The 25,562-nt window shown below is 59.8% G+C and carries 21 protein-coding genes and 1 pseudogene; 12 read left to right on the top strand and 10 right to left on the bottom strand.

The window, feature by feature from the left end:
* Positions 1-28 precede the first annotated feature (28 nt).
* From ACIQUF_RS02625 to ACIQUF_RS02640, 4 genes are all read left to right on the top strand, one after another.
* Complete coding sequence (locus ACIQUF_RS02625; protein ID WP_403128021.1) at positions 29-442, top strand: cupin domain-containing protein; 414 nt, start codon at positions 29-31, stop codon at positions 440-442.
* Between the two features lie 57 nt (positions 443-499).
* Positions 500-1,573 carry an HlyD family secretion protein gene (locus ACIQUF_RS02630; protein ID WP_403128024.1) on the top strand — a complete coding sequence of 358 codons (1,074 nt, stop codon included), beginning with the start codon at positions 500-502 and terminating at the stop codon, positions 1,571-1,573.
* Positions 1,570-3,150: an MFS transporter gene (locus ACIQUF_RS02635; RefSeq protein WP_403128027.1), complete on the top strand. Its 1,581-nt coding sequence runs from the start codon at positions 1,570-1,572 to the stop codon at positions 3,148-3,150. Before ACIQUF_RS02630 ends, ACIQUF_RS02635 begins: the two co-directional genes overlap by 4 nt.
* An 86-nt stretch (positions 3,151-3,236) precedes the next feature.
* On the top strand, positions 3,237-3,626 hold the full coding sequence (locus ACIQUF_RS02640) for an NUDIX domain-containing protein (protein ID WP_400801718.1): 390 nt from the start codon (positions 3,237-3,239) through the stop codon (positions 3,624-3,626).
* Positions 3,627-3,631: 5 nt separating this feature from the next.
* On the opposite strand, the gene ACIQUF_RS02645 is transcribed toward ACIQUF_RS02640, so the two are convergent.
* Positions 3,632-3,805 carry a hypothetical protein gene (locus tag ACIQUF_RS02645; protein ID WP_403128030.1) on the bottom strand — a complete coding sequence of 58 codons (174 nt, stop codon included), beginning with the start codon at positions 3,803-3,805 and terminating at the stop codon, positions 3,632-3,634.
* 387 nt (positions 3,806-4,192) lie between these two features.
* Here ACIQUF_RS02645 and ACIQUF_RS02650 point away from each other — a divergent pair, with 387 nt between their 5' ends.
* On the top strand, positions 4,193-5,629 hold the full coding sequence (locus ACIQUF_RS02650; RefSeq protein ID WP_403128032.1) for a sensor histidine kinase: 1,437 nt from the start codon (positions 4,193-4,195) through the stop codon (positions 5,627-5,629).
* Positions 5,630-5,792: 163 nt separating this feature from the next.
* Positions 5,793-8,504 (top strand): AAA domain-containing protein, encoded by a 2,712-nt coding sequence (locus ACIQUF_RS02655; protein WP_403128035.1) that lies wholly within the window; start codon positions 5,793-5,795, stop codon positions 8,502-8,504.
* Between the two features lie 172 nt (positions 8,505-8,676).
* Here ACIQUF_RS02655 and ACIQUF_RS02660 read toward each other — a convergent pair whose 3' ends face one another.
* The 9 genes and pseudogenes from ACIQUF_RS02660 to ACIQUF_RS02700 form a co-directional block, all read right to left on the bottom strand.
* Positions 8,677-9,189, bottom strand: a complete 513-nt coding sequence (locus tag ACIQUF_RS02660) for a hypothetical protein (protein WP_403128038.1) — start codon at positions 9,187-9,189, stop codon at positions 8,677-8,679.
* A gap of 153 nt (positions 9,190-9,342) precedes the next feature.
* Positions 9,343-10,872: a hypothetical protein gene (locus ACIQUF_RS02665; protein WP_403128042.1), complete on the bottom strand. Its 1,530-nt coding sequence runs from the start codon at positions 10,870-10,872 to the stop codon at positions 9,343-9,345.
* Between the two features lie 379 nt (positions 10,873-11,251).
* On the bottom strand, positions 11,252-11,752 hold the full coding sequence (locus ACIQUF_RS02670; RefSeq protein ID WP_403128044.1) for a flavin reductase family protein: 501 nt from the start codon (positions 11,750-11,752) through the stop codon (positions 11,252-11,254).
* A 69-nt stretch (positions 11,753-11,821) separates the two neighbouring features.
* Positions 11,822-12,856, bottom strand: coding sequence for a methionine synthase (locus ACIQUF_RS02675; RefSeq protein WP_403128047.1), 1,035 nt, complete (start codon positions 12,854-12,856; stop codon positions 11,822-11,824).
* A 29-nt stretch (positions 12,857-12,885) separates the two neighbouring features.
* Complete coding sequence (locus ACIQUF_RS02680; RefSeq protein ID WP_403128050.1) at positions 12,886-13,869, bottom strand: DUF1852 domain-containing protein; 984 nt, start codon at positions 13,867-13,869, stop codon at positions 12,886-12,888.
* Between the two features lie 185 nt (positions 13,870-14,054).
* Entirely contained in the window at positions 14,055-14,828 is a 774-nt protein-coding gene (gene tatC, locus ACIQUF_RS02685) for a twin-arginine translocase subunit TatC (RefSeq protein WP_403128053.1), read from the bottom strand.
* A 2-nt stretch (positions 14,829-14,830) separates the two neighbouring features.
* Positions 14,831-15,082: pseudogene (gene tatB / locus ACIQUF_RS02690) on the bottom strand (Sec-independent protein translocase protein TatB); the annotation flags it as partial.
* A 3-nt stretch (positions 15,083-15,085) separates the two neighbouring features.
* Entirely contained in the window at positions 15,086-15,283 is a 198-nt protein-coding gene (locus ACIQUF_RS02695; protein WP_403128056.1) for a twin-arginine translocase TatA/TatE family subunit, read from the bottom strand.
* A gap of 71 nt (positions 15,284-15,354) precedes the next feature.
* Complete coding sequence (locus tag ACIQUF_RS02700) at positions 15,355-16,677, bottom strand: NAD(P)/FAD-dependent oxidoreductase (RefSeq protein WP_400801948.1); 1,323 nt, start codon at positions 16,675-16,677, stop codon at positions 15,355-15,357.
* 524 nt (positions 16,678-17,201) lie between these two features.
* On the opposite strand from ACIQUF_RS02700, the gene ACIQUF_RS02705 reads away from it, so the two are divergent.
* The 6 genes from ACIQUF_RS02705 (at position 17,202) to ACIQUF_RS02730 (ending at position 25,553) form a co-directional block, all read left to right on the top strand.
* The gene (locus tag ACIQUF_RS02705; protein ID WP_403128058.1) at positions 17,202-17,771 is read left to right on the top strand and encodes a phosphopantetheine-binding protein; all 570 of its coding nucleotides are present in this window, start codon (positions 17,202-17,204) and stop codon (positions 17,769-17,771) included.
* A gap of 11 nt (positions 17,772-17,782) precedes the next feature.
* Positions 17,783-19,057, top strand: coding sequence for a beta-ketoacyl-[acyl-carrier-protein] synthase family protein (locus ACIQUF_RS02710; RefSeq protein ID WP_403128061.1), 1,275 nt, complete (start codon positions 17,783-17,785; stop codon positions 19,055-19,057).
* A gap of 169 nt (positions 19,058-19,226) precedes the next feature.
* On the top strand, positions 19,227-20,141 hold the full coding sequence (locus ACIQUF_RS02715) for a beta-ketoacyl synthase (protein ID WP_403128873.1): 915 nt from the start codon (positions 19,227-19,229) through the stop codon (positions 20,139-20,141).
* Positions 20,138-21,436 carry a beta-ketoacyl-[acyl-carrier-protein] synthase family protein gene (locus tag ACIQUF_RS02720; protein ID WP_403128064.1) on the top strand — a complete coding sequence of 433 codons (1,299 nt, stop codon included), beginning with the start codon at positions 20,138-20,140 and terminating at the stop codon, positions 21,434-21,436. Before ACIQUF_RS02715 ends, ACIQUF_RS02720 begins: the two co-directional genes overlap by 4 nt.
* Positions 21,433-22,638, top strand: coding sequence for a beta-ketoacyl synthase N-terminal-like domain-containing protein (locus ACIQUF_RS02725; RefSeq protein WP_403128067.1), 1,206 nt, complete (start codon positions 21,433-21,435; stop codon positions 22,636-22,638). The genes ACIQUF_RS02720 and ACIQUF_RS02725 overlap by 4 nt, the downstream gene beginning before the upstream one ends.
* Positions 22,639-22,682: 44 nt before the next feature.
* A complete protein-coding gene (locus ACIQUF_RS02730) occupies positions 22,683-25,553 on the top strand; it encodes an aminotransferase class III-fold pyridoxal phosphate-dependent enzyme (protein ID WP_403128069.1) in 2,871 nt (956 codons plus the stop codon).
* Positions 25,554-25,562 lie beyond the last annotated feature (9 nt).

The following is a 25,562-nucleotide window of genomic DNA, read 5'->3' on the forward strand; positions in this document are numbered from 1 at the left end:
CCCTATTCCTAATCGAAGGAGTATCGCCATGTTCAGTCGCACCCTTGTGGCTGCAGCGTTCAGCGCGCTGGCCATCACCCAGGTAGTGGCCGCCGAGCCTCCGGTCAGCAAAGTGACCGTTGTTTTCGACCGCCCCCTGCCGAATGTACCCGGCAAAAGCATGCGCGGGGTGATCGTCGACTACGCCCCGGGCGCCGCATCACCCGCGCACCGGCACCCGAAATCTGCCTTCATCTACGCCACCGTGCTGGAAGGCGAAGTGCGCAGCAGCGTCAACGGCGAGCCGGCCAAGGTCTACAAACCGGGTGAGAACTGGTACGAGGCGCCGGGTGCATTCCACGGTGTCAGCGCCAACGCCAGCGACAGCAAGCCCGCCAAGCTGATGGCTGTGTTCGTGCTCGACAGCACCGAGACGGTACTGGTCACGCCGAGCGAGAAGTAGCGCGTCGGCCCTGTCGGCAGTGACGTGCCAACAGGGCCGATAACAGGACAACACATCATGAACACACAGCAACCTGAACAGGCTAACGAAGCAGTGAACGCGGGGCGGAGCAGGAGCAAGAAGCTGGGCATCGCGCTGTGCGTGGTGGCAGTGCTGGTATTGGCTGGGGGCTGGGTTGCGTTTTACCGCGCAGACGCCGCCTTTACCGACAATGCGTATGTGCGCGGCGATGTTACCTCGTTGGCCGCCAAGGTTTCGGGCTACGTGACCGCCGTGGAGATCGAAGACAATCAGCAGGTCAGGGCCGGCGATGTGTTGTTCCGCATCGATGACCGCGACTATCGCGCACACCTGGCCGAGGCCGAGGCCAACCTGAAAGCTGCCCAGGCGCGGGTCACCGATGTCGATGCCCAGGTGCGTCTTCAGCAGGCGCAGATTCGCCAGGCCGAGGGCCAGCGGCAGTCCGCCCTGGCGGAACGGCAACTGGCCAGCAAGAGCCATGAGCGCAGTCGCAAGCTGATCCAGTACAGCGCTGTCAGCCAGGCCCTGGTCGACCAGACCGATGCGGCGCGCAGCACTGCCGAAGCCGGCCTGATGGCGGCAGCGGCGACGCTGGATGCCCAGCGCCAACGGATCGCCGTGCTTCAGGCCCAGCGTGAGGCTGCCGTAGCGGCCATCGGCCAGGCCCAGGCCGCGCGCGATCTGGCGTTGATCGACCTGGAGCACACCGTGGTGCGGGCGCCGGTGGCCGGGGTGGTCGGCAATCGCCAGGTGCGGGTCGGCCGATTCGTCACACCGGGTGGCGCCTTGCTCGACCTGGTGCCGGTCGAGGGGGTGTGGATCGTGGCCAATTTCAAGGAAACTCAACTGGAGCATATCCAGCCTGGTCAGCGGGCGAGGATCACCCTGGACGGCTACCCATCGGACACCCTCGAAGGTGTTGTCGACAGCTTCGCGCCCGGCAGCGGCGCGGCGTTCAGCCTGTTGCCGCCGGACAATGCCACAGGCAACTTCGTGCGGGTGGTGCAGCGGGTGCCGGTGAAAATCCGACTGGCCCACAACCCGTTGCCTGGGCGGATCGTGCCGGGGCTGTCGGCGCGTGTGCAGGTCGAGGTCGGAGGTGGCTCGTGAGCAACGGGCCGGTGGCAGGCAGTTGGGTCTCTCGCTGGCTGCTGGTGGCCGGTGTCGTCCTGGCTGCTCTCACCGAAGCCATCGCCAGCAGTGTGCTGGCGCTGGGGCGCAACGACATGCTGGGCGATACCCATGCCACCCCCGACGAGTTCGCCTGGCTGGACATCGGCTACATCGCCTGCAAATTGATGGGGTTTCTGTTCGCACCGTGGCTGCTGGGGTGGATTTCAGCTCGTGCAGTGATCATTGGCGCCACCCTGGTGATGGGCGTTGCGTGCGTCGGCGCGGCGCAGGTGACAAACGTTGATGTGCTGGTGGCCTTGCGTGCCTGCCAGGGTTTGGCGGGCGGTGTGTTGCTGGTGGCGGGGCAAGCGCTGATTTTCCTGGCCTGCCCGCAAAAGCAGCAACCGACCCTGCAAGGTGTGTTTGCGATTGGCGCGGTGGTCGCGCCAGCGGCCCTCACGCCAGTCATGCAGGGCTGGTTGATCGACAGCCAGGACTGGACGTGGATATTTCTCAGTGTGCTGCCGCTGGCCTTGGCGGCAATCGGCCTGTTGCTGCTCGTCGAACTGCCTGCGCACGCCCCTCCTGGACGGCGCCGTTCAGATTGGCTGGGTTGGCTGTTAGCGGCTATCGCGCTGCTGTGCCTGACTTACCTGCTGAACCAGGGCAGCCGTTGGGATTGGTTCGAGGCATCGCACTTGCGCTGGGTCGGCTTGGCCGGTATTACCGCGCTCTTGCTGTTCCTTGGCCAGCAACTATGGGGCAAAGGGCAGGGGGTGTTCGACTTCAGCCTGTTCCGCTCAACCGACTTCACGTTCGCTTTCATCGTCAGCTTCGTGGCCGGCGCTGCGTTGTTTGGTAGCGCGTTCGTGATCCCGGCCTTTGCTTTGTCTGCACTGGCCTTCACGCCGACCGAGGTCGGCCTGTTGCTGCTGCCCAGTGGCGTGGTGTTCATTGCCGTGCTGCTGGGGGTGGCTTACCTGATTCAGGCACGTGGTGTCGCGCCGTTTGCGACGGTGCCATTTGGCATCCTGACCCTGATGATCGCCATGTGGATGCTCTCGGGCTCGACCGCCGAGAGCGGGATCGACGACATGATGGCCGCCGTAGCGTTGCGCGGTGCTGGTCTTGGGTTGTTGTTCCTGTCGCTGACCCTGATCGCTTTCGGCAAGTTGGGCCCAGACAACCTGGCCAGCGGAATCGGGTTGTTCAATACAGGGCGGCAGTTAGGTGGCCTGCTGGGGGTGGCAGGGTTGCAGACGTTGCTCGATCAGCACGGCGTGCTGAATGCCCAAACGCTGGGCGCGCATGTCAGCGCCGGGACCGCTGCTGTGATCGAACGCCTGGAAGTAACAACTACGATGCTACGGCTGGAGGGCATGGACTCCCTGATTGCTGGACGGGTGGCAATGAACCTGCTGGGGCGGACAGTGACGGGGCAGGGCGCGATCATTGCCTTTGATGCGGCGTTCAACGCCGTGGCGTTGTTGTTTGCCGTGGCGGCGCCGTTGCTGGTGGGCATCAAGCTGCTGTTGGCGCGCGTGGGCAAAAAGCTGAACAGTCCTGGGCACTGATGGTCATTTAATGGACATAAAACAGGCTTAGGCTGAACACGCAGGGCCGCACAGCCCCAAGTCCAGCCAACCATCCAGGACAATTCATGAAGGCAACGGACATTGCTACAGCCAGACGAAAGGGCATCAAACTCCGCGCTACGGTGATTTACCGCAAGGACGGCGAAGTCCTGTTCGTGCGCAAGCGCAACGCCAAGTGGAACCTGCCGGGGGGCAGGGTAGAGCGTGACGAGACGCCGCTGCAGGCGGCCATGCGGGAAATGGCCGAGGAAACGGGCCTGGCGTTCGATGAGCTGCGCTATGTCACGGTGTACCGTGAGGAAAAGGTCATTCACTACCTGTTCGAAGCGCGTAAAGCCGATGATAAGCCCCGGCCTCGCAATGAGATCGAGGCATGCCGCTGGATCAAAGCCAGGGACGTGCCCAAGCGCCGCGTTCGGCGGCCTATCAAGACCTTGCTCAAGCGCTGTGCCTGAACGGCCTAGGCCGAAGTCACCTCAGGTGTTGCAAAGGCACCTGGCGCAGCTTGAAGTCGCTCTTGCAGACGGGCGATGTAAGCCTCTGCGTCATCAGTGCTTGCGAACGACACTGCGTGCCCGTCAATAATCACTTTGCAGCCAGATTCGCTATCGGATTTCTGAATCTCGATCTTCATGCACGCCATCTCCTTGGTGTTATTTTGGCGCGCGCAGCGTAACCCAGTTTTCATCTGATTAAAAATGAAAGAACCGCTCTAGAATGCTGGTTGTAGCGATTATTTGCACCTGATTGGTGCAGGGGTTCAAGCCGCTTTCCGCTCGGGCCAGTATCTATGGGTCACCCGTTCACCTTGCCGCTTCGCTGTGGTACGCAAAAACAATTTGCGCATGAGACTAAAGTCTTAGTAGCGAACTTCTGATTCAGCGCGCCTGATGGGCGAGCGGATAGTTTTTGGCACCGGATTTGCTGTTTCCTGATCAAGGCGGGCGGGACTCAGTGGTTTTACTCAATAGTGGGGATAACCACCTGAGCGTCGGGTATCAAACCCATCTCGGAGGGCGCGATGCAAACACTACCAGGATGGATTCGGCCGCAGTTTCTTGTCGCCTTGTTCAATGCGCCTGCTCAACCGTTCAACTTGATGTGGCGATTCTCGTTGACGAGTTTCTTCATCATCAGTGCCGTGGCGTTAGGGCTGGCCTGGTTCACCACCCGTTTTTTGGTAAACGAAAGCCTGGAGCGGGATGCGCTGCTGTCTGCACAGTTCATCCAGTCGATCGCGGTGGGGGAAATCCGTCACCATGATCTGCTGGGGATGAAAATGGGTGATGTCCTTTCATCGGTGCGCTACAGCATGCTCAACTCGCAAACCACGGAAAACCGGCAGCGGGCGCGGTCGGAGTTTCTGGACCACCTGTCCAACCTGCCCGACTTGCTGTTGGCCACCATCATCTCGCCGGAGCGGGTTGTCATCTGGTCCACCAACCCTGACCTAGTGGGGCGCCGGTTGCACGACGACAGGGTGCTTGAGCAGGCATTCAGCTCAGGTGGACAGGTCAGCGCTCGCTATGACGAGGTTCAGCCGGGGCGTTCTGAACAGCAGTTCACCTGGGCACCGAAGATGTTCTTCGTCGAGAACTACATTCCGCTGCTCGATGCCCAGGGCAAAGTCCTGGCGATGGTGGAAATCTATAAAGAACCTGTCGACCTCATCGAGCGCCTCCATCGCGGGCGCAGGCTCATCTGGCTAGCCACGGCGTTTGGCGGTCTGCTCATTTACTGCGGGTTGTTCTGGATTGTCTGGCGTGCTGCGCGGTTGTTGACCGAGCAGCAAGATCAACTGGTGGCGAACAAGACCTACGGCGGCCTGGTGGAAATGTCCACCGCCGTTGCACACAGCTTGCGAAACCCGTTGGCGAGCATCCGCAGCAGCGCTGAGTTGGCGCTGGAAATGCCTGCACAACCGGCCGCCCGCAACGTTGCCGATATCATCGCTCAGGTGGATCGAATGGCAGGCTGGGTGGGCGACCTGCTGCAATACCTGAGGCCGCTCCAGGGCGAAGCTGAAGCCGTTGACCTGGTAGCGGTCACGCGCGAGGCGGTGGGCAGTTTCGAGCCCAGGCTTCGCCAGTCGAGGATCAAGACAACGTTAGACGTGAGCGGCTCGGCCTTGGTCATCAGCCACCGGCTCTTGTTGGCCCAGGTCCTCAACAGCGTGTTGGCCAATGCCATCGAGGCGATGGCGGAAGGGGGCGAGTTACGACTGGCGCTGGTTCACGCCAGCCGCAACGAACTGAAGTTGTTCATCGACGACACGGGCTCCGGGCTGTCGAGGCAACAAGAAATGTCGGCCTTTAAGTCGTTCTACACCACCAAGCAGGGTGGGCTGGGGATTGGCCTGGTCATGGTGAGGCAGGTCATGGAGCACTTTGGCGGGGAAGTGTCGCTGAGGAATCTTGAACCGCAGGGCACCCGCGTTTGCCTGCGTTTTCGCTGTTGATCAGGCTTGAATGCAGTCAGTTTTGACCGGCGGCCCCATTGCGACCGGAAACACAAACCAGCTTTCGACGTTGCACGCAATGGTGGCACCATGACGCCAAACAGGAAAAGCAGCATTCGGCACAAGACCTAACCGAATGGCATGCGCACAGGAACCAGGGAATATGGCTTCGATTCAGATGGATGGTGAGGACAAGACCGCAAAGATCACCGATTGGGCGATTCGCTGGAACGACAAGTACGAAGCGCTGGAACTGACCTGTCATTTCCCCTCCAGTAAAAAATACACCCGCCCGCTCAGTAACTGCCGAGTGTCACCTTCCCGCGAGTTAAGCAACGTACTGCTGACCAAACCTGGCAGCACGATCGTCAAATACATCGAAAAGGCGATGATCTACGGCGAGCGATATGCCGTGGTGCGCTATCCGGGCAGTAACAGGCCCTATGTCCACAAGATGGACGGCATTGTCTTCACCGCCCCTACCTCGATCAAAGACACGCCGGTCTTCGGTTATTTCACTGCCGTTGCGAGTGCCCGACACGCCCAAGCGCAGTCAAAGGCTGATCGTGACATAGCCAGCAATGTCATGGCTCAGCTTGGAAAACTCCCAGCCATCGCCAGCACTGCCTTGCAAGCCTATTGCACCGGGCGCAACAGCACGCTCGCCCCAGGTCAGGGGCTCATTTATCCGTTCGGACTGAACGACAGCCAGTATCAGGCAGTCGAGCGGGCGTTCAGCGCACAAATCAGCGTGATCGAAGGCCCACCGGGAACCGGCAAGACCCAGACCATCCTCAACATCCTCGCCAATATCCTGTTGCGCGGGCAGACGGTAGCGGTTCTGTCCAACAACAATGCGGCAGTTGCAAACGTCTACGAAAAGCTGGAGAAATGCGGACTGGACTACCTGGTAGCCAAGCTCGGCAACAAGGATAACCGCGAGGCCTTCTTCGCCAACCTGCCTGCGTGGCCCTCCTGCGTGCCCGGGCCGGCACCGTCCCTGGAAGAAATCCAGGCCTTGCTGGCCCGCCTGAAGCAGCACCTGCAAGACCACAACCGGGCGGCACAACTTCAGATCGAACTGGACGAGTTGGCCATCGAGCGGCGCTATCTGCAGCAGTGGCAGGCAGAAAACGGTGTGCAGGTCACAGGTTCGTTGGACAAATACGGGCTGACCCCACGTAAGACTACCGACCTCATGGCTTACCTGGCGCACCTTGGCGAGCAGCGCGTTAAGCTCAAGGACCGTGTCGAGCTGCTATTCAAGTTCAGAGTCTTTCGCACTAAACCGTTCGCCGAGGGCGAAGCGCGCATGGCCGCGTTTCATGCCCTGCAGATGCATTACTACGACAAGTCGCTTAAGGACAAGGAAGCTGAGCTGCGGACGTGCCGTGAATCCTTGGTGCGCGCAAATTTCACGGCTTTGCTCAAAGAGCTGACAACCGCATCGATGCACCATCTGAAGCAGCATTTGCAAGCCCAGGTAGCGCCGCGAGGCAGCTTCGATGCCAAAACCTACCGCATGAATTTTGATGCCTTCGTGCAGCGTTTCCCTATCCTGTGCAGCGGCACGCACTCCATCGTCAACTCGATCGCGCCGGGGGCGATCCTCGACTACGTGATCATCGACGAAGCGTCCTTGCAGGACATCGTGCCGGGTATCCTGCCACTTGGCTGCGCCAAGAACCTGATCGTCGTCGGCGACAATCGCCAGTTACCGCACATCCCTGTCAAACTGGGGCTTCAGGCGCCGGCCGAGGCCTACGATTGCGAGCACTACAGCCTGCTGGATTCGTGTATTGCCGTGTTCCAGGACGCACTGCCAAGGACGCTGTTGAAGGAGCATTACCGCTGTCACCCCAGGATCATCCAGTTCTGCAACCAGCAGTTCTATGGCAACGCACTGGTGCCGATGACCGTAGATGACGGCGGGGAACCTCTGCGCCTTGTAGTGACCTCCAAGGGCAACCACGCACGCAAAAACACCAACCTTCGGGAGTTGGAGTCCTTGCTGAAGGTGCTCGAAGACGAAGGGCAGTCCGTAGCAGTGGACGGTGAAGGCCGCGGTTACATCGCCCCGTTCCGGGCACAGGTGAGCCTCTCCGACACGCACCTGCCCGCGGACTTCGTCAATGACACCGTGCACAAGTTCCAGGGGCGCGAGTGCGACGAGATCGTCTTCTCTACCGTGCTGGACAAAAAGCGCTACAACCAGGCGCAAAGGCGCCTGGATTTCGTCGACGACCCGCGGATGATCAACGTGGCGGTGTCACGAGCTAAACATCGCTTCACCCTGGTGACCGGTGACGAGGTGTTTACCGACAACAATGGCCACATCGCCGCGCTCATCCGCTATATCAGCTATTACGCGCAGGACCAGCAGATCGTGTGCGCGCCGGTGGTGTCGGCATTCGACTTGTTGTACCGCGAATACGACCAGTCCCTGACACGTCTGAACGCCCGTCTTCGCCCTGAGGACTCACGTTATAAATCGGAGCAGATCGTGGCGCAGTTGCTGCGTGAAGCGCTGTCGGTCCCAGCGTGCCAGGGGTTGAAGTTCCACACGCAAATTCGACTGGAAAAGCTCGCATCGCCGAGTAACCCCAAGTGGACGGAAACCCAGCGGGCGTTCATGAGGCGCGCCAGTTGCGATTTCGTGATCTATTTCAAAGTGGGCAAGACCCCGATAGGGGTGATCGAGGTCGATGGCGGGTATCACGACCACCCCGTGCAGGCAGCTCGGGATGCCATGAAGAATGAGATTCTGGCTGGGTGTGGCATTCCCATTCTGCGGCTACGGACGGTCGAGAGTGATATTGAGCGCAGAGTTGGCGAGTTTCTTGGGAAGTGGACCAGGCCTGCCCCGGACGCATAGGCAGCACCGGGCTAAGGCTGGCAGTTGCACTGGCGAAGTCGGGCCATACGGCGCATTGCCTGTTTCGCGGGTAAACCCGCTTTCACAAAACATCACGGAACCAATCGAATGGTTCAACGTTAATGCCGGTCTGCCAGCTTGTTGGAGCCCTCCTTGTCGGCATTGGCTGCCGTTATTCCACCTCCCAGAGTAACAAGCACACTTCTCCCTGCTCACCATCGCTAAAGTGTTTTTTAGCGTCTGGCTCCGCCCAGAAGGGCATATCCTCAAACCAGTAAGCCCACTTGGCCTGAAGATCTGTTTCTACGTCGCTGCACAACAGCATCAACTGAACTTTCCGAACCCCTAGCCCAACGGCACCTTGGAGTTTTTCCCGGTCTTCTGTGATTTTGGTTTTCCATTTGTTTTGCGTATAGGCATGCACTAACGACGTTTCCACCAACCAAGCTGTACCGTCCTTCGCCCAAATCGCAATATCACCCAATTGGGCAGACGCGTGCCCAGTAAAGTGGGTCTTGTAGCCTGGTTTGGGACTACACTCGAATGCCCGAGCGGTGAACGCATTGAATTGTTCCCAGTTGAACCACTCTTCAAACGAGTAGCCGGTGCCTGCAAAGCGTGTTATGTCACGGGCCTTGGGACTAAAGTGGTCCTCCAGGATTTGAGCGAGATCTCCGAGGGTCATGTGCATCGTCCTTGTACTGCTAATGGGGAACCAGCCAGTGTGCGCCTTGGGGCGCCTGGTGGAATCAATGATCTGTTTTGTGAGGCGCGGCATACAGCCGCTTTCTCATCGTGTCGAATAGCATCAAGCCCAAAAAGATTAATGGCTGGCAGATCAGTTCCCCGCCGCTCCTCTCAATCGCGTGAGCCCAAGAATAGCTTCGCTCAGGTTGGTCGCGCCCTTGTTGCTTTGGGTCAGTACCACATCCACCTTGGTTCCGTCACGCTTGGCCAGCGTCAGCTTTTTATTCACCAGACCGCTGATGGAGACGTCGGCGATATCGGCAAGCGCCACGCGGTGCGACTCCTTGAATTGCAGATGCACATACACGTACTCAAGATCAACCAGTACCCCCTTGTCGCCAGAGCCGAACACCGTTTCGTCGAAGAAGAACACCACCTTGTCCTTGGCAATGTTCAGCGCGTTCTTGGATTCGAAGGCAAGGATCTTTTTCGCTGGCAAGTCCGGTGCCACGTAGAACTTGTGATCGGCGTTGGACCTGAAATCTTGGGCGGCGGCCGCCACTGTCAACCGGCAGCCGCTGTGTTCCGTGGCGTTTGGTAGTGCGGGTACGGCTGACAGCGCACTCGCCTGAGTCTCCCGCGCCACGATTTTCTCGATCACTTGCTCACAGTGTTCGTCGAAACGTTCATAACTGATGAATTGCGCATAGCGCTCGATGTCCGGTCGACTGGCGGTGAAGCTTTCCACCGTGCTGAGGTCGCACTGGCGCAATTGCTCCTGGATCAATGCTTGCTTTTCCTTGAGCAGGCCGCCCATGCCGAAGTACTTCACAACAGCATCGAGCCGCCCTCGATCACCGCCGAACTTACGTAGCAGGATCGGATAGATCCGCTCATTGTAGGGGTAAACACTGATCGCTTTGATCGCCGACGGCAGTACGTCATCGTCCGGGATCAGGCCTCTTTCAATATTCTCGGTAATCGCCTGGGACTTTCTGATCTCGTCCTTAGAGTAGCCATACAACGTCCCGGGCGATTCGGCATTTATGGCGTCGAGCGTCGCCAGGTAGGCAGCATTGACGATATTGCTGGCGCCAGTTGCGAAAGCCTTAACCGTTGCCGGCCTCTTGAAAATTTCGTCTTTCTTGAACGAATCACCGAGTGCGCTTACCCCTTTGGCCATCAGGTTGAATACGCCATGACCAATATTGGACATCAGGTTTTTCGCGTCGGCATCGTATACCGCCTTCTCTGAACCGTAACCCACCCACTGGCGGCGACCCCGACGACGATTGGTGCGATGCGCATCCATTTCGGCTGAGCGCTCGACGATGGCTTCGTATTGCTCGGCCAATACGCCGAAGTCTTCATCCCATGAGTCGTAGCGCTGCATGAACGCCTCGTAGAAGCGCTGTTCGTCGATATCGTAGATCCCGTGGGCCACGCTGAGCTTGATGCCTTGACCTATTGCCTGGGAGCGGATCTTGTCTGCTAGATCGTCGCCGCCTTCATACAGGCTATCCAGGTTAGAAAACAGATCGTAAAAGCTGGCATTGATTTTTTGCGACCATGTCGAGGCAATTGTCGAGAATGCTTGCCTGACCTGGTTTGTACCAAGCTTGCTCTGCGGTGTTTCGAGGGTATGGCCGTAGAGTTCAATCTTCTGAATGCTGGCATCCATTGCGTGTCACCGTTCCAAGAGCGCGGGTAGTAGCGAGGGGGAAAGCGCAGCTTTATCGAAGGTAAAGCGCTGCGCTCGATAAAAATAGCACAAGGCCACTATCTAATGCCTGCATTACCTTCCGCGTTCGACAGCAACCAAAGTCGTTGAAAGTCACGATTGGCGGGGGGGCATGAAGAAGCTAGTGACGCCAGCGGTCGGCACTGGCCAGCCAGCGCGATGCCCTGATCACCCAATCAACCGGCAGGCGCCCACTTCTACACCTGTGGCCCGGCACCGCTGATGCTTGCTGTTCGAGGCCCACAGGCGGCTACTCCGGCCTGGCTATATCGGTCGGATGATCGGTATCCACCGCTGACGCTGAGTCGCGGGCAGACACTCAAGCCACGCCAAGTGAGCAATACTGACCTTTGAAATACAGCAAAGGCCGCGTTGCTACCGTATCTTGCAGGTTTAATGCTTTCACTTCCCCGACCACAATCAGGTGATCACCTGCAACGTGTTCGGCGCGGATTTCACAATCCAGCCAGTGCAGGCTGCCGCCAATGATCGGATTGCCCAACGGCGACGTCTGCCATGCGATGTTGTGCCACTTGTCCGTCCCTCGCCGAGCAAACTGGTTGGAAATCCCAGCCTGCTCACCCGAGAGGATATTGACCGCGAAGCGACCTGCCTGGCGGATTTTGGGGTAGCTCGCCGAACTGGCCATGACGCTGAATGACACCAGTGGTGGGCTCATCGACACGCTGTAGAACGACTGGCAGGTGAAACCGATGGGTTCGCCATCAACCTGTGATGTGATCACGGTGATACCAGAAGCGTAATGCCCGAGCGCTTCGCGAAAACGCGAGGGCTCAATAGCAACACTAGGAATTGACATGGAGGGACCTGACGATTAGGTGTCGCCTGAAAGTGGCAAGCCTGCTTGCTTGCCACTTCAGGCACTGGCTCAGCGCTGGTTTGCGAGTTCTCTGCGCACGATTTCTGCGCCTGCACTCAACGCATTGAGCTTGCCACTGGCAATGCGACGGGGCAGGGGCGCCATGCCGCAGTTGGTGCACGGGTAGAGCTTGTCGGCATCTACGAACTGGAGGGCTTTGCGCAGCGTGTTGGCGACTTCCTCAGGTGTTTCAATCGCGTGGTTCGCCACGTCGATGGCCCCTACCATCACTTTCTTGCCACGGATGAGCTCGATCAGTTCCATGGGCACGTGCGAGTTGTGGCATTCCAACGAGACGATGTCGATACTGGACTTCTGCAGCTTGGGGAACGCCTCTTCATACTGGCGCCACTCTGACCCGAGGGTCTTTTTCCAATCGGTGTTGGCCTTGATGCCATAGCCGTAGCAGATGTGCACCGCCGTTTCACATTTCAGCCCTTCAATGGCCCGCTCCAGGGTGGCAACGCCCCAGTCGTTCACGTCGTCGAAGAAGACGTTGAATGCAGGCTCATCGAACTGGATGATATCGACGCCAGCGGCTTCCAGTTCTCTCGCTTCCTCGTTGAGGATCTTGGCAAATTCCCAGGCCAGTTTTTCGCGGCTTTTATAGTGGCTGTCATACAGCGTATCGATCATGGTCATGGGGCCAGGCAGCGCCCACTTGATCGGTTGCTGGGTTTGCTGGCGCAGGAACTTGGCGTCCTCGACAAACACCGGTTTTTGCCGAGCGACAGCGCCCACGACCGTCGGCACGCTGGCATCGTAGCGGTCCCGAATCCTGACGGTTTCACGCTTCTCGAAATCGACGCCACTGAGGTGTTCGATGAACGTCGTGACGAAGTGTTGGCGGGTTTGTTCACCGTCACTGACGATGTCAATGCCGGCCTGCTGTTGCTCGTGCAATGACAAGCGCAGCGCGTCGTGTTTGCCCTCGATCAATTCATCGCCCTGCAATTTCCAAGGGGACCAGAGTGTTTCGGGTTGGGCAAGCCAGACGGGTTTAGGCAGGCTGCCGGCAGTCGAAGTAGGTAGCAGTTTTTTCATGAAAGAAGAGACCTTGTAATTGGGGCACATCAACGCGCGTAGTGAGCGGACCACTGTTCAAGAACAGCGCGGTAAGGTTTGATGAAGTTCGCTTCGGCAAACGACCCCTGCTCGATAGCCAGCCGGCTGCGCTCTTCTCGGTCGTAAACGATTCGAGTGAGTGAATAATCCTGATGCTGCAGGCTTGGCTGATAGGTTTTTCCGGCAGCCGTATTGGCGTTGTAAATTTCAGGGCGATAAATTTTCTGGAAGGTGTCCATCGTGCTGATGGTGCTGATCAGTTCAAGGTTGGTGTAATCAGCAAGCAGGTCACCGGCGAAGTAAAAAGCCAAAGGGGCGACGCTGTTGGCAGGCATGAAGTAGCGAACCTTCAGCCCCATTTTCTTGAAGTACTCATCCGTCAGCGAATACTCATCCTGCCGATATTCAACGCCCAGCACCGGGTGCTGATTCTCGGTCCGGTGGTAGGTCTTGCTGCTGGAAACGCTTAGACAGATAACCGGTGGCTTGTCGAAGTGATTTTTGTAGGCGCTTGAATTGACGAAGCACTTGAACAGCTTGCCGTGCAGGTCGCCAAAATCAGCGGGTGTGCTGAACGTTGCCTGGCCTTTGTTATGCCCGAGCAGCAGCACACTGAAGTCATAGTCACGCACGTAGGAGGAAAAGTTGTTGCCGACCATGCCGTCAATGCGCGCATTGGTTTTTCGATCGACCACGGTCGTTTTGAGTATTTCAATCAAGGGCAGGGCAGGGGCATCACGTTCAGGGTCGACACACACCTCGGCAGAAATGATCTCGAGCTCTACCGTATAGCGATCACCCCTGGGATTGTCCCAGTGCGCCAGCGCATTGAAACGGTTGTCGATCATCCGCAAAGTGTTGCGCAGATTCTCTTGGCGACGCGTGCCCCGCGCGAGGTTGGCGAAGTTTGTCGTGGCGCGGGTATTGGCCGAGGGTTGATAGTGCTCATCGAAGCTGATGCGGCTGATGGCAAAGGTGAAGTCTTTGTTCATTGTGATCTGACACCCTGATTTCTGCGGGCCAGGTCCACTGTCGTGAGCCGTGTTGGCCTCCAGTGGCGCCCTGTCCTTGCAGTGGAAAATTCAATGCGGGGATTGTCAGAAAAAAACCGTCATGAGAAAAGCTCATTTTTCTTAAGTACAAATGCAATTTTATTCATGATCGCTTTTTGTACCCGTTATAGGCCGGGGCGCTCAAGCACGCTGACCTCAGTAGCTCCGCTGCGCTTGCGCACCAAATTGCCACACAGCACACCGATCTCGAACAACAGCCACATCGGCACGGCAAGCAGGGTCTGCGAGAAGATGTCCGGCGGGGTGAGGATCATGCCGACCACGAAGCAGCCGATGATCACGTAGGGGCGGATCTTCTTCAGGTACTGCACATCGACCACGCCGATCCACACCAGCAGCACCACCGCCACCGGGATCTCGAAGGCCACGCCGAAGGCGAAGAACAGGGTCATGACGAAGTCGAGGTAGTTGGCGATGTCGGTCATCATCGCCACGCCTGCCGGGGTGGCGGCGGCGAAGAACTTGAACATCAGCGGGAACACCAGGAAGTAGGCGAAGGCCATGCCGGCATAGAACAGGAAGATGCTCGACACCAGCAGCGGGATGGCGATGCGCTTTTCGTGGCGGTACAGCCCCGGTGCGATGAAACCCCAGATCTGCTGGAGGATGAATGGGATCGCCAGGAACAGCGAAACGATCATGGTCAGCTTGAACGGCGTCAGGAACGGCGAGGCCACGTCGGTGGCGATCATCGTCGCGTTGGCCGGCAAGTGGTCGCGCAGCGGCGCCGAGACCAGGGTGTAGATCTGCTGGGCGAAGGAGAACAGCCCGGCGAAGATCAGAAAGATCGCGGCCACGCAGCGCAGCAGGCGGGTGCGCAGTTCGGTCAGGTGCGAGACCAGCGGCATCGGCTGGTCGTCTTGCGGTTTTTCGCTCATGGGGCTCGCGGAGGTTGAGGCTGGTCGGGCGTGGCGGCGGCAGGCGGTGGCTGCAGGATGTGTTCGTTGTGCAACGGGCGGTCACCGGCGCCGATCTCGCGCTCGACCTCGTCTTTGAGGGCGTTGAAGCTGCGTTTCAAACGGCCGATCCACAGCCCTGCTGTGCGCGCGGCACCGGGCAGGCGCTCGGGGCCGAGTACCAGCAAGGCGACCAGGCCAACGAGCAGTAGCTCGGTAAAGCTGATGCCGAACATGGGTCAGCCTTTGTGCTGCGGGTCTTGGAGGGGCTGCGCAGTCGCTTGGGCAGGTGCGTTCTCTTCCTCGTGCATGGCTTTGCGAAAGCCCTTGATCGATTCGCCCAGGTCGCCGCCGAGGTTCTTCAGCTTCTTGGTGCCGAAGACCAGGATCACCACGGCCAACAGGACGATCCAGTGTTTCCAGTCAAAAATTCCCATGCTTCTCTCTGCTGTGATGCCGTTCAGGCAAGGTTGGGGGAGGCTGGCGCGCGAGGCGCCAGCCTGCCAGGTCAGGCTTCGAGGCCAGCTCTTGCCTGGCCGGTGCGCAGGGTGAAATTCACGCCCATCGAAAGCGCCGGCTGTGGCGGGTTCCAGTTAGGTTTCGGTGCGGCCAGCAGGAATTCGGTCAGCGGCTCGCTCTTGCCCGCCAGCATGTTGGCCAGCAGGGTGCCAGTGGCGGTGCCGCGCACGGTGCCCAGGCCATTGCAGGCCAGCGCGCCATACACGTTCTCACGCAGCTCGCCGAAGAAGCCGGCACCGTTGCGGGTCATCCCCAGACCACCGCCCCAGGTGTGCTCGAACTGCACGTCGGTCAGCGTTGGGAAGCGACGCTCGAACGACAGGCGGTGGGCGGCACGGACCTTGTTGGTGTAGCCATCCTTGGAGCGGCCGTCGGGGTTGAAGCTGAAGCTGTTGCGCACCAGGATGCGGTTGTCGTGGGTACGACGCAGGGTCGAACCGAACGGGTCGGCCGGGATCACGCCCCAGAATTCCTGGCCGCCGATGCTGGCCTGTTCGGCCGGGGTCAGCGGGCGAGTCAGGCTGCCGTAGGTGAAGATCGGCAGCATACGGTTCTGCAGGAAGCCGAAATGTTGACCGAAGTGGTTGTTGCCGAGAATCAGCTTGTCGGCAGTGATGCGGCCGGTCGGATGATGCAGCACGATTTTCTGGCCATAGTCGACGGCGGTGATCACCGTGTCTTCGTACAGCGTGACGTTCTCTGGCAGGCTGTCGGCCAGGCCTTTGACCAGTGCCGAAGGCTGAACCAGCATGGTGCCTGGGGTGTACAGCGCCTTGCGGTAGAACGAGGTGCCGATGTGGTCTTTCAGCTCGTTGCCTTCAATCAGCTCGACCTTTTCGCCCAGGGCTTCCAGGCCGCCACGGTAGGCATTGAGCACCGCGATGCCTTTGTCCTCGATGGCTGCCTGGTACTTGCCGGAGTGGCGCAGGTGGGCGTCGACGATGTTGTGTTCGGCCACCAGGTCGCGAAGGATGCCTTGGCCGCGCTGGTTCAGGTGCAGGATGTTCTTGGCGTTGGCCTTGTCACCGATGTAGTCCGGCGCGCCGATGTCGTGGGGCACGTCGATCAGGAAACCGGCATTACGGCCGGAGGTACCGAAGCCGACCTGCTGTGCTTCAACCAGGATCACCTTGTCCTGAGGGAAGTTCAGCGCCAGCTGGCGTGCAGCGGCAAGGCCGGTGAAGCCCGCACCGATCACCACCCATGGTGCCTGGTCATCACCGACCAGCGGTGCCTTCGGCTGACGCACGCGGCTGGTGTGGAACCAGCCTGGGGAGGAGTCGTCACGTGGCAGCGCATCGACGCGCACCAGCGAAGCCGGGTCGGCCGGGATTCCGTCATTGAGCAGCGCAGTGGCGCCACCGGCTGCGACAACACCGGCGCCAACGCCGGCCCCGATAAGTACTTTCCTGCGGGTAACTGCCATTTACATCCATCTCAGTCAAAGTGTTGGGTGACACGGCCGGGTGCGGTTTCAGCGTTCGCCCGGCACAGGCTCGTGGGGCAAGCCCACACGTCGCATTGCGTCTGAAGCTAAAATACAATGTGTATACAGATTGTATGATCGCATCGAGGGTGCGTCAATCTGCCTCGCTGAGAAGGCGCGTGCCGATAGCCATCACTCGCCGCTAACAAACGTCGTCCCAAACCGACGAGGTACTCAAACCAAGGGTTTCAGGCCTCCGCATGATTTTATTCAAAAGCAATGATGGCAAGTTGACTCTCCCCTTAAGGGGAGACTTTAGACTTCCGGCCCTCGATAGATTTGGCCCGAAAACAGCTTTTTTGGCCTATCAACTTCATTCATTCAATGCTGCTTTTATAGGGAAATAATCAGTGAACAATCCGTTGGAATTGGACAGCGTTATCAGCAGTACACGAGAGATTCTTGCGCAGTTGCTGGTGATGGACAGCGGCGACGTGGCAGAGCACAGCAGTATCGTTGACGACCTCAGCGCCGACTCACTGGACATCGTCGACCTGAACTTCCAGCTGGGCCGTCACTACGGTTGTACCCTGCCGAAAACCAGCGTGCTGGATCACGCGGTAGCAGTATTCGGCGACGCTAGCCGACTTGTCGAAAAAGGCCGTATCACGCAGGAAGGCGTGGCCTTGCTGGAACAAAGCCTCAGCGCTTATGCGCCGGGCCAGCTGCGCGCGGGTATGCAGCCGGGCGATGTCTTCGCGGCCACCACCGTGCGTAACTGGGCGCAGCAATGCCATAACATTTTCAACTACCTCCCCGAGGCCTGCCCTGAGTGCGGCGCGGTCCACGCCCAGCTCAATGAACGCCAGCAAGTGGTATGTGGCGGTTGCAGTGCTCGCCTGACCCCTTTGGACGGTGACTCGATCTCGCGTCTGTTGGTTGAGCAGTACGCGGCCACCCAGTTGAAAGCCTCGGCGTAGGGGTTGCCTTGATGCGGGCCCGAGAGGTTCTGGTCACCGGCTATGGTCTGGTGGCTCCCACGGCGCTGGATGCAGCCTCGCTGTTCACGACGATCAGCGAAAAGCGTTCCTGCATTCGCCAGCACCCGGCGTTTGTCGAGCTGGGGTTTGCGAACCCGGCCGCCGGATTTATCGATGAGCAACAATGGCAGGTCATCGCGGCGGCTTTCCCAGGCGATCTGCGCACCACCTCGCGCCAGGAATGGCTGGCGCATTACGTGGCCCGTCAGGCGCTGGCCCATGCCGGGTTGGCCGACGGCGCATTTTCCCGGGTCGCCAGCGGCATTTTTGTCGGGGCCAACAAACATTGCGTGAGCGGTGATTTGCAGGACGCCAGCCGTTACATGGACGATCAGGGGCGAGTCGATCTCGACCGCTATCTGGATAACCACACCCTCAGCGGTGGGGCGTTCGCTCGGCGGGTCGATCAGCAAACCCGCCATCTCGCCGAATGGCTGGATGTGCGTGACCATATTTCCACACATTCCGATGCCTGTGCCGCCGGCACCATGGCCATTGGCAGCGCCTATCGAGCGATCGCCCGGGGCGAGATCGAACTGGCGTTGTGTGGCGCGGTGGAGTTGATGGCCCATGAATTGTCCTACTACAGCTTTGATGGGCTGGGCGCACTCTGCCAGCGAGTGGATTTATCCCCACAAGAACAGAGCCGGCCTTTTATGCCGGACCGCTGCGGTTTTGTGCTGAGTGAAGGGGCGGCGCTGTTGGTGCTGGAATCCCGCGAGCATGCCGAGCGTCGCCAGGCCTGTTCGCGGGGGCAAGTGCTGGGTTACGCGAACCTGTGCGAGGCAGAAAAAATCACCTCCAGCAGTCGCGACGGTAGCAAGTACGCCGCCTGCATGGCGGCGGCCCTGGCCGATGCCGAACTGACCCGTGCGGCTGTGGACCATGTGAATGTTCACGGTACGTCGACCCAGGCCAATGACCGTTGTGAGGCTCTGGGCCTGGCGCAGGTTTTCGGCGAAACGCTGGAGCAGATGACGTTCACCGCCAACAAATCTGCCGTTGGGCATTCGTTGGCCGGCAGTGGAGCCATTGAGGCGGTGCTGTCGTTGATGAGCATTCAGTTGGGCGTGGCCTTGCCGACCCTCAACTATCAGCCGGAAAAGTCCGAATTTCCGAAGTTGAAATTCCTTTGCGAACCGTTGCAGCAACGGATCAATGTCGTGCTCTCCAACTCATTTGGGTTTGGTGGCGTGAACAGTTCGTTGGTGCTGGGCAGGGCATGAAATGACCAGATCCAATTCAACTGCCGTTTACATCACCGCTGCGTCGGTACTCAACGCCGCTGGTACCGAATGTGCGTCTCGTGACAGTCAACCTCAGGCCGCGCAACCGCTGGATTTCGACCCCGCACGCCTGGCCCATTGTGTCGTAGCGCCCGCCTTGCCGGCCGGTGTGTACGACCGCAAGTTGTCCCGCAGCCTTGAGCCTCAGGGCGCGCGCCTGCTGTATTGCGCCGGTCGTCTCGCCGAGACCTTGCGTGGGCAGGAGCTGCCCGACGAGCGGATCGCATTGACTGCTGCCATTCCGGAAGTGGATGGCCCGAGCTCGTGCTGGGATGCAGTGCAGGCCATTGGCGCACAACCGGCGGATCTGTTGGCGCAATTCTTTGCCCACACACCGCCGCTGCATGCGCTGATGATGCTCAACAGCAGCGTCATGGCACACGCGGCTGAGGCCTTGCGTTGCAAGGGGCCCATGGGCGGTTTCTGCTCCCAGGGCAATGCGGGGCTGGATGCCTTGATGGAGGCCGTCGCCCATCTTGGCGAAGGCCGTGCCGATGCTGCCGTCGTCGTCAGTAGCAGTCCGAACATCACCCCAGCGTTGTACCTGCGTGATGCTACTCACCCACCAGTCAACCCTGGCCCGTGGGTTTTTGGCGAAGGTGCTGCGGCACTATTGCTGACGACCAACCCAGGCAGCGGTGCTCAGTCTGCGTTGCGCATTGCAGGGTTTGCCCGTGGTTACAGCGCGCAACCCGAGCGTGGGCTGGCGGTTGGTCGCGACGTCATTGAGCGTGCTTTGAGCAATGAAAAACTGTGCCTCAGCGATGTCGGGCAAGTCGTCGCCGACCCACAGGATCCGCAAATAGCCGCGCTGTTCACCCTGTCGGGGCACACCCTCAAACACTCTAAGGCGTTGGTAGGTGACTTGGGCGCCAGCGCCTTGCTCACCGAAATCGCTGTGACCTGGGCACTGGATTCCGGCCGGTACACGCTGTTGCTTGAACACAGCCGAAGCGGGCATTGGGGCGCGGTGCTGCTGGCCAGAGCGTCGTCGGGCACAGAGACAATGGAGAATTACCCATGAGCCCCACACGGATCGTGATCACGGGCATGGGCGCCGTCACCGGTTTCGGTTTCGAGTGGCAGTCCATGTGGCAAAAAATGTTGGCCGGCGAGCACTGCATTCGGCCATGGCAACCGGAAGGCGTCGAGGCGGGCTCGTTCCCCGTGCGTTACGCGGCGCCCGTGGATATGGGCTTGATGCCCGCACATTTGAAAGACCATCCGGCCTGGGGTTTGTCGCTGGAAAAGCGCACTCGCTTTGGTTGGATTGCGGCCACCCAAGCCATTGCCGACAGTGGCCTGAGCCCCGAACAGTTGCGCGGCGCGGCGGTATTGTCAGCGTCCGGCGCACCCGCTCATCGTTTGCAGGACATGCTGCTCAGCCTGGCGGACAATCCGGCACAGGCGCCGTCCTGGGCTCAATTGATGGCACGACAAGCGCAGGTCGATCCTGACAGTTCGCTGTGTCAGAGCAACGACCGCCTTGCGCGGGTGATTGCCGATGGCATCGGCAGTGAAGGCCCGGTGATCAATATCAGCAGCGCTTGCGCAGGAGCATCTCAGGCCATCGGCAATGCATTTCAGATGATCCGCCGCGGCGAGGTCGAGGTGGCCATTGCCGGGGGCGCCGATTCGGTGCTGAGCCTGGACACCATGACCGCGCTGTATCTGCTCGGTGCCGCCAGCAGCGAACAGCGTTGGGGCACCGAACTGTGTCGGCCGTTCGATCTCCACCGCAGTGGCTTGATCGCGGGTGAAGGCGGTGGTTTCGTCGTGCTCGAAACCCTCAAACGGGCGCTTGCCCGAGGGGCCACACCGTACGCTGAAGTGCTGGGTTACGGCAGTAGCCTGGATGCCTACAAAATCACCGCACCCGACCCGCAGGGCCGGGGAGCGGTGCTGGCGATGCAGGCGGCCCTGACGGATGCGGGCCTTGCGCCGCAACAGATTGATTTGATCAATGCCCATGGTACGTCGACACCGCTCAACGATGCTGCCGAAACCCTGGCGATCAAGACCGTATTTGCCGAGCGCGAAGGCTATCGGCGGCTGCTGGTGACGGCCAATAAATCCCAGTTCGGCCACCTGATTGCGGCCGCCGGAGCCCCGGAATTCATGCTCACGGCCCTGGCCTGCCGGGATGACCGGGTCACTCCAACCCTGAACCTGCATGATGCCGACGAACAATGCGACCTCGACTACTGTGCCCATCAAGCGGTCACGCGCAAGGTCGATGTCGCCCTGAGTAACTCCTTTGGTTTCGGCGGCCTCAACACGTCGTTGGCGCTGGGCAAATACCGGGAGGCGCTGCGATGAAACAGGCGGTCGCGATTGCCGGTGCGGGTTGCGTGTTGCCCAGCGGCTGGGGTGTCGAGTCTTTTTGGGCGGCCGCGAACGCAGGGCGCAGTGCAATCACGGCGCTGAACGCCCGGCGGTTTTGCAGCGAACGCGTGGTGGCGTTCGGGCAAATTCAGGATCAGGACCACCAACGCTGCCGGCAAGACCTTGCGCAAAACCTTCAGCGTTACTGCACGCCGGCAGTGATCTGGGGTGTTAGCGCGGTGCGTCAGGCGTTGGAAGAAGCAGGCCTGGCCGAAGAGCAGTCGGATGTCCGTTTCGGTTTGTATTGCTGCCAGGGCGGCTATACCCATCCGTCCCTGGAATCCTATGCCGAGTTGTTGCACGGCTGTCGGCAGGACAGCGTCGCCGACATGGCGGCGTTCGCCAAACGGATCCTGCAAGACCGTGCCCAGGACCCTTTTTTGGTGCTCAAAGGCTTGAGCAACTGCTTGCTGGGTGTCACCAGCCTGGCGCTGAAGTTGGTGGGTGAGTGCAACGCCTATATGCAAGGTGTCGCCGGCAACCTGGCAGCCTTGCGTGAGGCTACGGCCGCTTTGCAGGACGGTCGAATTGACGCGGCAATCATTGTCGGTGCGGGCAGCGAACTGGATGCGCTGGCGCTGTCCGGGTTGGTCCAGGCGGGCGTCATCGGCGCAAACGGCTCGAACACTTTGCTGCCTTTTGACCTTCGGGGCACCGGCGGCATTGCCGGGGAGGGCGCGGCAGCCTTGGTGCTGCGTCGGCGTAAAGACCTGCCGGCCGGTCCTCAGGCGTGCCTCGCCGACATGACGGCCCATGCCACCCTCGATCGCTTGAGCCTGCCAGACAGCCCAACCGATGTGCTGGTATGCAGCGGCACCGGTGATGCACACAAAGACCGCGTGTTATGCCAGACGCTGGCCCTTGCGCGGGCGTCGCACATTACCAGTGGGTTGGCGATCAACGGCATTCTCAGCGCCGCGCCGAGCCTGGTGGATCTGATCCTGGCGCGCTGCACATTGCAGGCGCAAAGCGTGCCGCCGATTGCCGGTTTGCAGCAGCCGGTGGCCAACCTGCCGTTTATTCAGGGTGCGCCTCACCCCGCGAGCCTTGCTCATTGCCTGGTGCTGAACCGCGACGACAACGGATTCAGTGCGGCCTTTCAAGTGCTCTACAGCGCAAAGGTCACTCAAGACTGACGCTGACGACCGCCTCTTAATTATGTTCAAGGGATATGACTTTCATGGATTATCGCGATTTCGTTCGGCCAAAATTCGTCGGCCTGCTGCAGGCACTGGGCCTGGAATGTGAGTTTCAGCGCGCCCTCGGTAGCCAGTTGTTCTACCGCAACCCCAAGGGCGACATGGTCACGGTCACCGACTTTCTCGGTGGTTACGGTGCGGCACTGTTCGGCCACAACGACCCGCAGTTTGTCGATCAGCTATGTGCGCTGCTGCGCAGCGACGTCCCGTTCAACGCACAAATGTCGATCCGCGGTGCCGCCGGGCAATTGGGGCGAGCGCTCAGCGACGCCTTCAATCGCGAACTGAAGAACACCGAACGTTATATTTCGACCTTCTCCAACAGCGGTGCGGAGGCGGTTGAAATTGCCGTCAAGCATGCGGAGTTCCGTCGCCAGAAGAACCTGCAAAAGCAGTTCGACGACATCGATTTCACCCTGGCCAGCCTGACCGCCAGCGATCGTGCTTACCGAGAGCTGGATGTGGCCGACCTCGACCTGCCTGCGGGTATCCTACCGGCCACTTTGAACAGCGTGACCCTGCGTCAAGTGGTTGAAGCCGTTCGCCAACACAACCTTGCGCAGTTGCACATCGAACCCGTATTTGTCGCCCTGCGCGGCAGCTTCCACGGCAAATTGGTCAATACCGTGCAACTGACCTATGGCCGTCAGTACCGGGCGCCGTTTTCCCGTTTTGGCCTGAACGTCGAGTTCATCGACCCACATCAGCCTCACCAGTTGCAGGAATTGCCTGCCCGGCACACGCACCATTGGTTGAGCTTGCAATGGGATGGCGAACACCTGAACGTGCTGCAACTGCCGTTCAGTGCGATTACCGCTGTGTTGATGGAGCCGATTCAGGGCGAAGGCGGTATCAACGAGTTCGCGCCCGAGTTCTATCTGGGGCTGCGCAAGCTGTGTAACGAGCAACAATGCCCGCTGGTCATCGATGAAGTGCAGTCGGGGTTTGGTCGTGCCGGGACGTTTCTTGCCAGCAGCCAGTTCAACCTGCAAGGCGACTATTACTGCCTGTCCAAGGCCCTCGGCGGCGGCTTGATGAAAATCGCCGCGACGGTGATCCGCAGCAGCCACTACGAAGGCGAGTTCAGCTACATCCACAGCTCGACCTTCGCCGAGGACGATGCGTCCTGCCATATCGCGCTGTCGGCATTGCAACGGTTGTTCGCCAATGATGACGCGATGCTCAAAGACATACGCAGTAAAGGCGCCTACCTCAAAGCCTCGCTCAATGAGCTGAAGACGGCCTATCCGGATGTGATCGCCGATGTGCGCGGGCGTGGGTTGCTGGTGGGTTTCGAATTACATGACTTGAGTGTCAGCAGCTCGCTGGTTCAGGCGTCGGCCCAATACAACGATGCTTTGGGTTACTTGATTGCCGGTTACCTGTTGCAGTTCGAAGCGTTGCGGGTAGCCCCGTCGGGCAGCAACTCCAACGTGATTCGCCTGGAGCCGCCAGCCTGTATCACCCTGGCCGAAATCGACGGGCTGATCGGTGCCCTGCAACGGGTCTGCGACATGCTGCGCCGAGGCGATGCGTTTCCGTTGGCGGCGGGTATCTGCGCGGACTCGATTTCCGCAGTACCCTCCCGTCAGGACGATTTTCGGGTGGCCGAGCCCGTTGAAAAAGCCGAAGCCCAGGTCGAAGTCGTCGCTCGGGTAGCGTTCATCAATCACCTGATCGATGCCGATATCCTCGGTGATGTAGATCCCTCGCTGGGGGCTCTGAGCCCGGAACAAAAGCGCACGTTCATCAACCGCACCAAGCCTGAACGCCGTGCTGCGCCAGTCGGCCCGGTGATCATTCGGTCGCGCCTCGGCATGGCGGTGGAGTTCACGCTGTACCCGTTGTGCATGGATTCGGATGCCATGGCCGAGTACATCCTCAGCGGTGACCTGGACACCATTCGCGACGAAGTCGGCAGACGTGTCACCGATGCCCGCGCCGATGGCTGCACTATCGCCGGCCTCGGGATGTACACCTCGATCGTCACCAACAATTGCCAGGCGCTGAAGGTTGCCGACATGGCACTGACGTCCGGCAATGCCCTGACCATCGGCATGGGGCTTGAAGCCATCGAGCAAGGCTGCGTGCAGCAAGGTCTGGCATTGCACGAGCAAACCGCTGCCGTTGTCGGTGCCGCCGGTAACGTTGCCTCGACCTATGCCTCGGTGCTGTCCGCCACCGTCGATCACCTGATTCTGATTGGCAGCGGTCGTGACGGCTCGGTTCGGCGCCTGGAGAAAACTGCCCAACTGATTTATGCCGATGCGGCCCGCTCGATCTTCAAGGGCACAGCCGAACACGACCGGTTGGCGCAGCGACTGCTGACCATTGAGGGTTTTCGTGGCTTGTTGCATTCACATGGACAAAAAGCCGACCTCGGTTTGCAAATCGCCCGTCTGGTGGATGAGCGCCTGGGCGCCAACGCTTTCATCACTGTCACCAACGATCTCGACGCGCTCAAGGGCGCACGGATCATCCTGTGTGCGGCCAATGCGCCTCAGCCATTTCTCGGCGCCGACCATTTCGCCGAGCGCAGCGTGATTTGCGATATCGCCGTGCCGCTGAACGTCCATCAAGACCTGCCGAGCCAACGCGAAGACGTGCTCTATATGCACGGTGGCATTGTCCAGACGCCTTTCGACGACGGCCTGGCGCCCAACGTGCGGGCTTACCTGAAAAAAGGTCAGCTGTATGCGTGCATGGCCGAGTCGGTGTTGATGGGTTTGTCCGGCATGAGCCAGCACGGCTCCTACGGCGATATCAGCCGCGAGCAGGTGCAGCAGGTCCGCGCATTGGCCGCGAGCCACGGCTTCACCCTCGCGCAATTCAAAACTCAAAACTCACTTTAAGGAGCGGTC

The organism is Pseudomonas sp. NPDC090233 (assembly GCF_044772285.1).
Taxonomy (GTDB): domain Bacteria; phylum Pseudomonadota; class Gammaproteobacteria; order Pseudomonadales; family Pseudomonadaceae; genus Aquipseudomonas.

Coding starts and splice junctions, on each gene's coding strand:
- ACIQUF_RS02625 (WP_403128021.1), top strand. CDS start 29: ATGTTCAGTCGCACCCTTGTGGCTGCAGCGTTCAGCGCGCTGGCCATC.
- ACIQUF_RS02630 (WP_403128024.1), top strand. CDS start 500: ATGAACACACAGCAACCTGAACAGGCTAACGAAGCAGTGAACGCGGGG.
- ACIQUF_RS02640 (WP_400801718.1), top strand. CDS start 3,237: ATGAAGGCAACGGACATTGCTACAGCCAGACGAAAGGGCATCAAACTC.
- ACIQUF_RS02645 (WP_403128030.1), bottom strand. CDS start 3,805: ATGAAGATCGAGATTCAGAAATCCGATAGCGAATCTGGCTGCAAAGTG.
- ACIQUF_RS02650 (WP_403128032.1), top strand. CDS start 4,193: ATGCAAACACTACCAGGATGGATTCGGCCGCAGTTTCTTGTCGCCTTG.
- ACIQUF_RS02655 (WP_403128035.1), top strand. CDS start 5,793: ATGGCTTCGATTCAGATGGATGGTGAGGACAAGACCGCAAAGATCACC.
- ACIQUF_RS02660 (WP_403128038.1), bottom strand. CDS start 9,189: ATGACCCTCGGAGATCTCGCTCAAATCCTGGAGGACCACTTTAGTCCC.
- ACIQUF_RS02665 (WP_403128042.1), bottom strand. CDS start 10,872: ATGGATGCCAGCATTCAGAAGATTGAACTCTACGGCCATACCCTCGAA.
- ACIQUF_RS02670 (WP_403128044.1), bottom strand. CDS start 11,752: ATGTCAATTCCTAGTGTTGCTATTGAGCCCTCGCGTTTTCGCGAAGCG.
- ACIQUF_RS02675 (WP_403128047.1), bottom strand. CDS start 12,856: ATGAAAAAACTGCTACCTACTTCGACTGCCGGCAGCCTGCCTAAACCC.
- ACIQUF_RS02680 (WP_403128050.1), bottom strand. CDS start 13,869: ATGAACAAAGACTTCACCTTTGCCATCAGCCGCATCAGCTTCGATGAG.
- tatC (WP_403128053.1), bottom strand. CDS start 14,828: ATGAGCGAAAAACCGCAAGACGACCAGCCGATGCCGCTGGTCTCGCAC.
- ACIQUF_RS02695 (WP_403128056.1), bottom strand. CDS start 15,283: ATGGGAATTTTTGACTGGAAACACTGGATCGTCCTGTTGGCCGTGGTG.
- ACIQUF_RS02710 (WP_403128061.1), top strand. CDS start 17,783: ATGCGGGCCCGAGAGGTTCTGGTCACCGGCTATGGTCTGGTGGCTCCC.
- ACIQUF_RS02720 (WP_403128064.1), top strand. CDS start 20,138: ATGAGCCCCACACGGATCGTGATCACGGGCATGGGCGCCGTCACCGGT.
- ACIQUF_RS02725 (WP_403128067.1), top strand. CDS start 21,433: ATGAAACAGGCGGTCGCGATTGCCGGTGCGGGTTGCGTGTTGCCCAGC.
- ACIQUF_RS02730 (WP_403128069.1), top strand. CDS start 22,683: ATGGATTATCGCGATTTCGTTCGGCCAAAATTCGTCGGCCTGCTGCAG.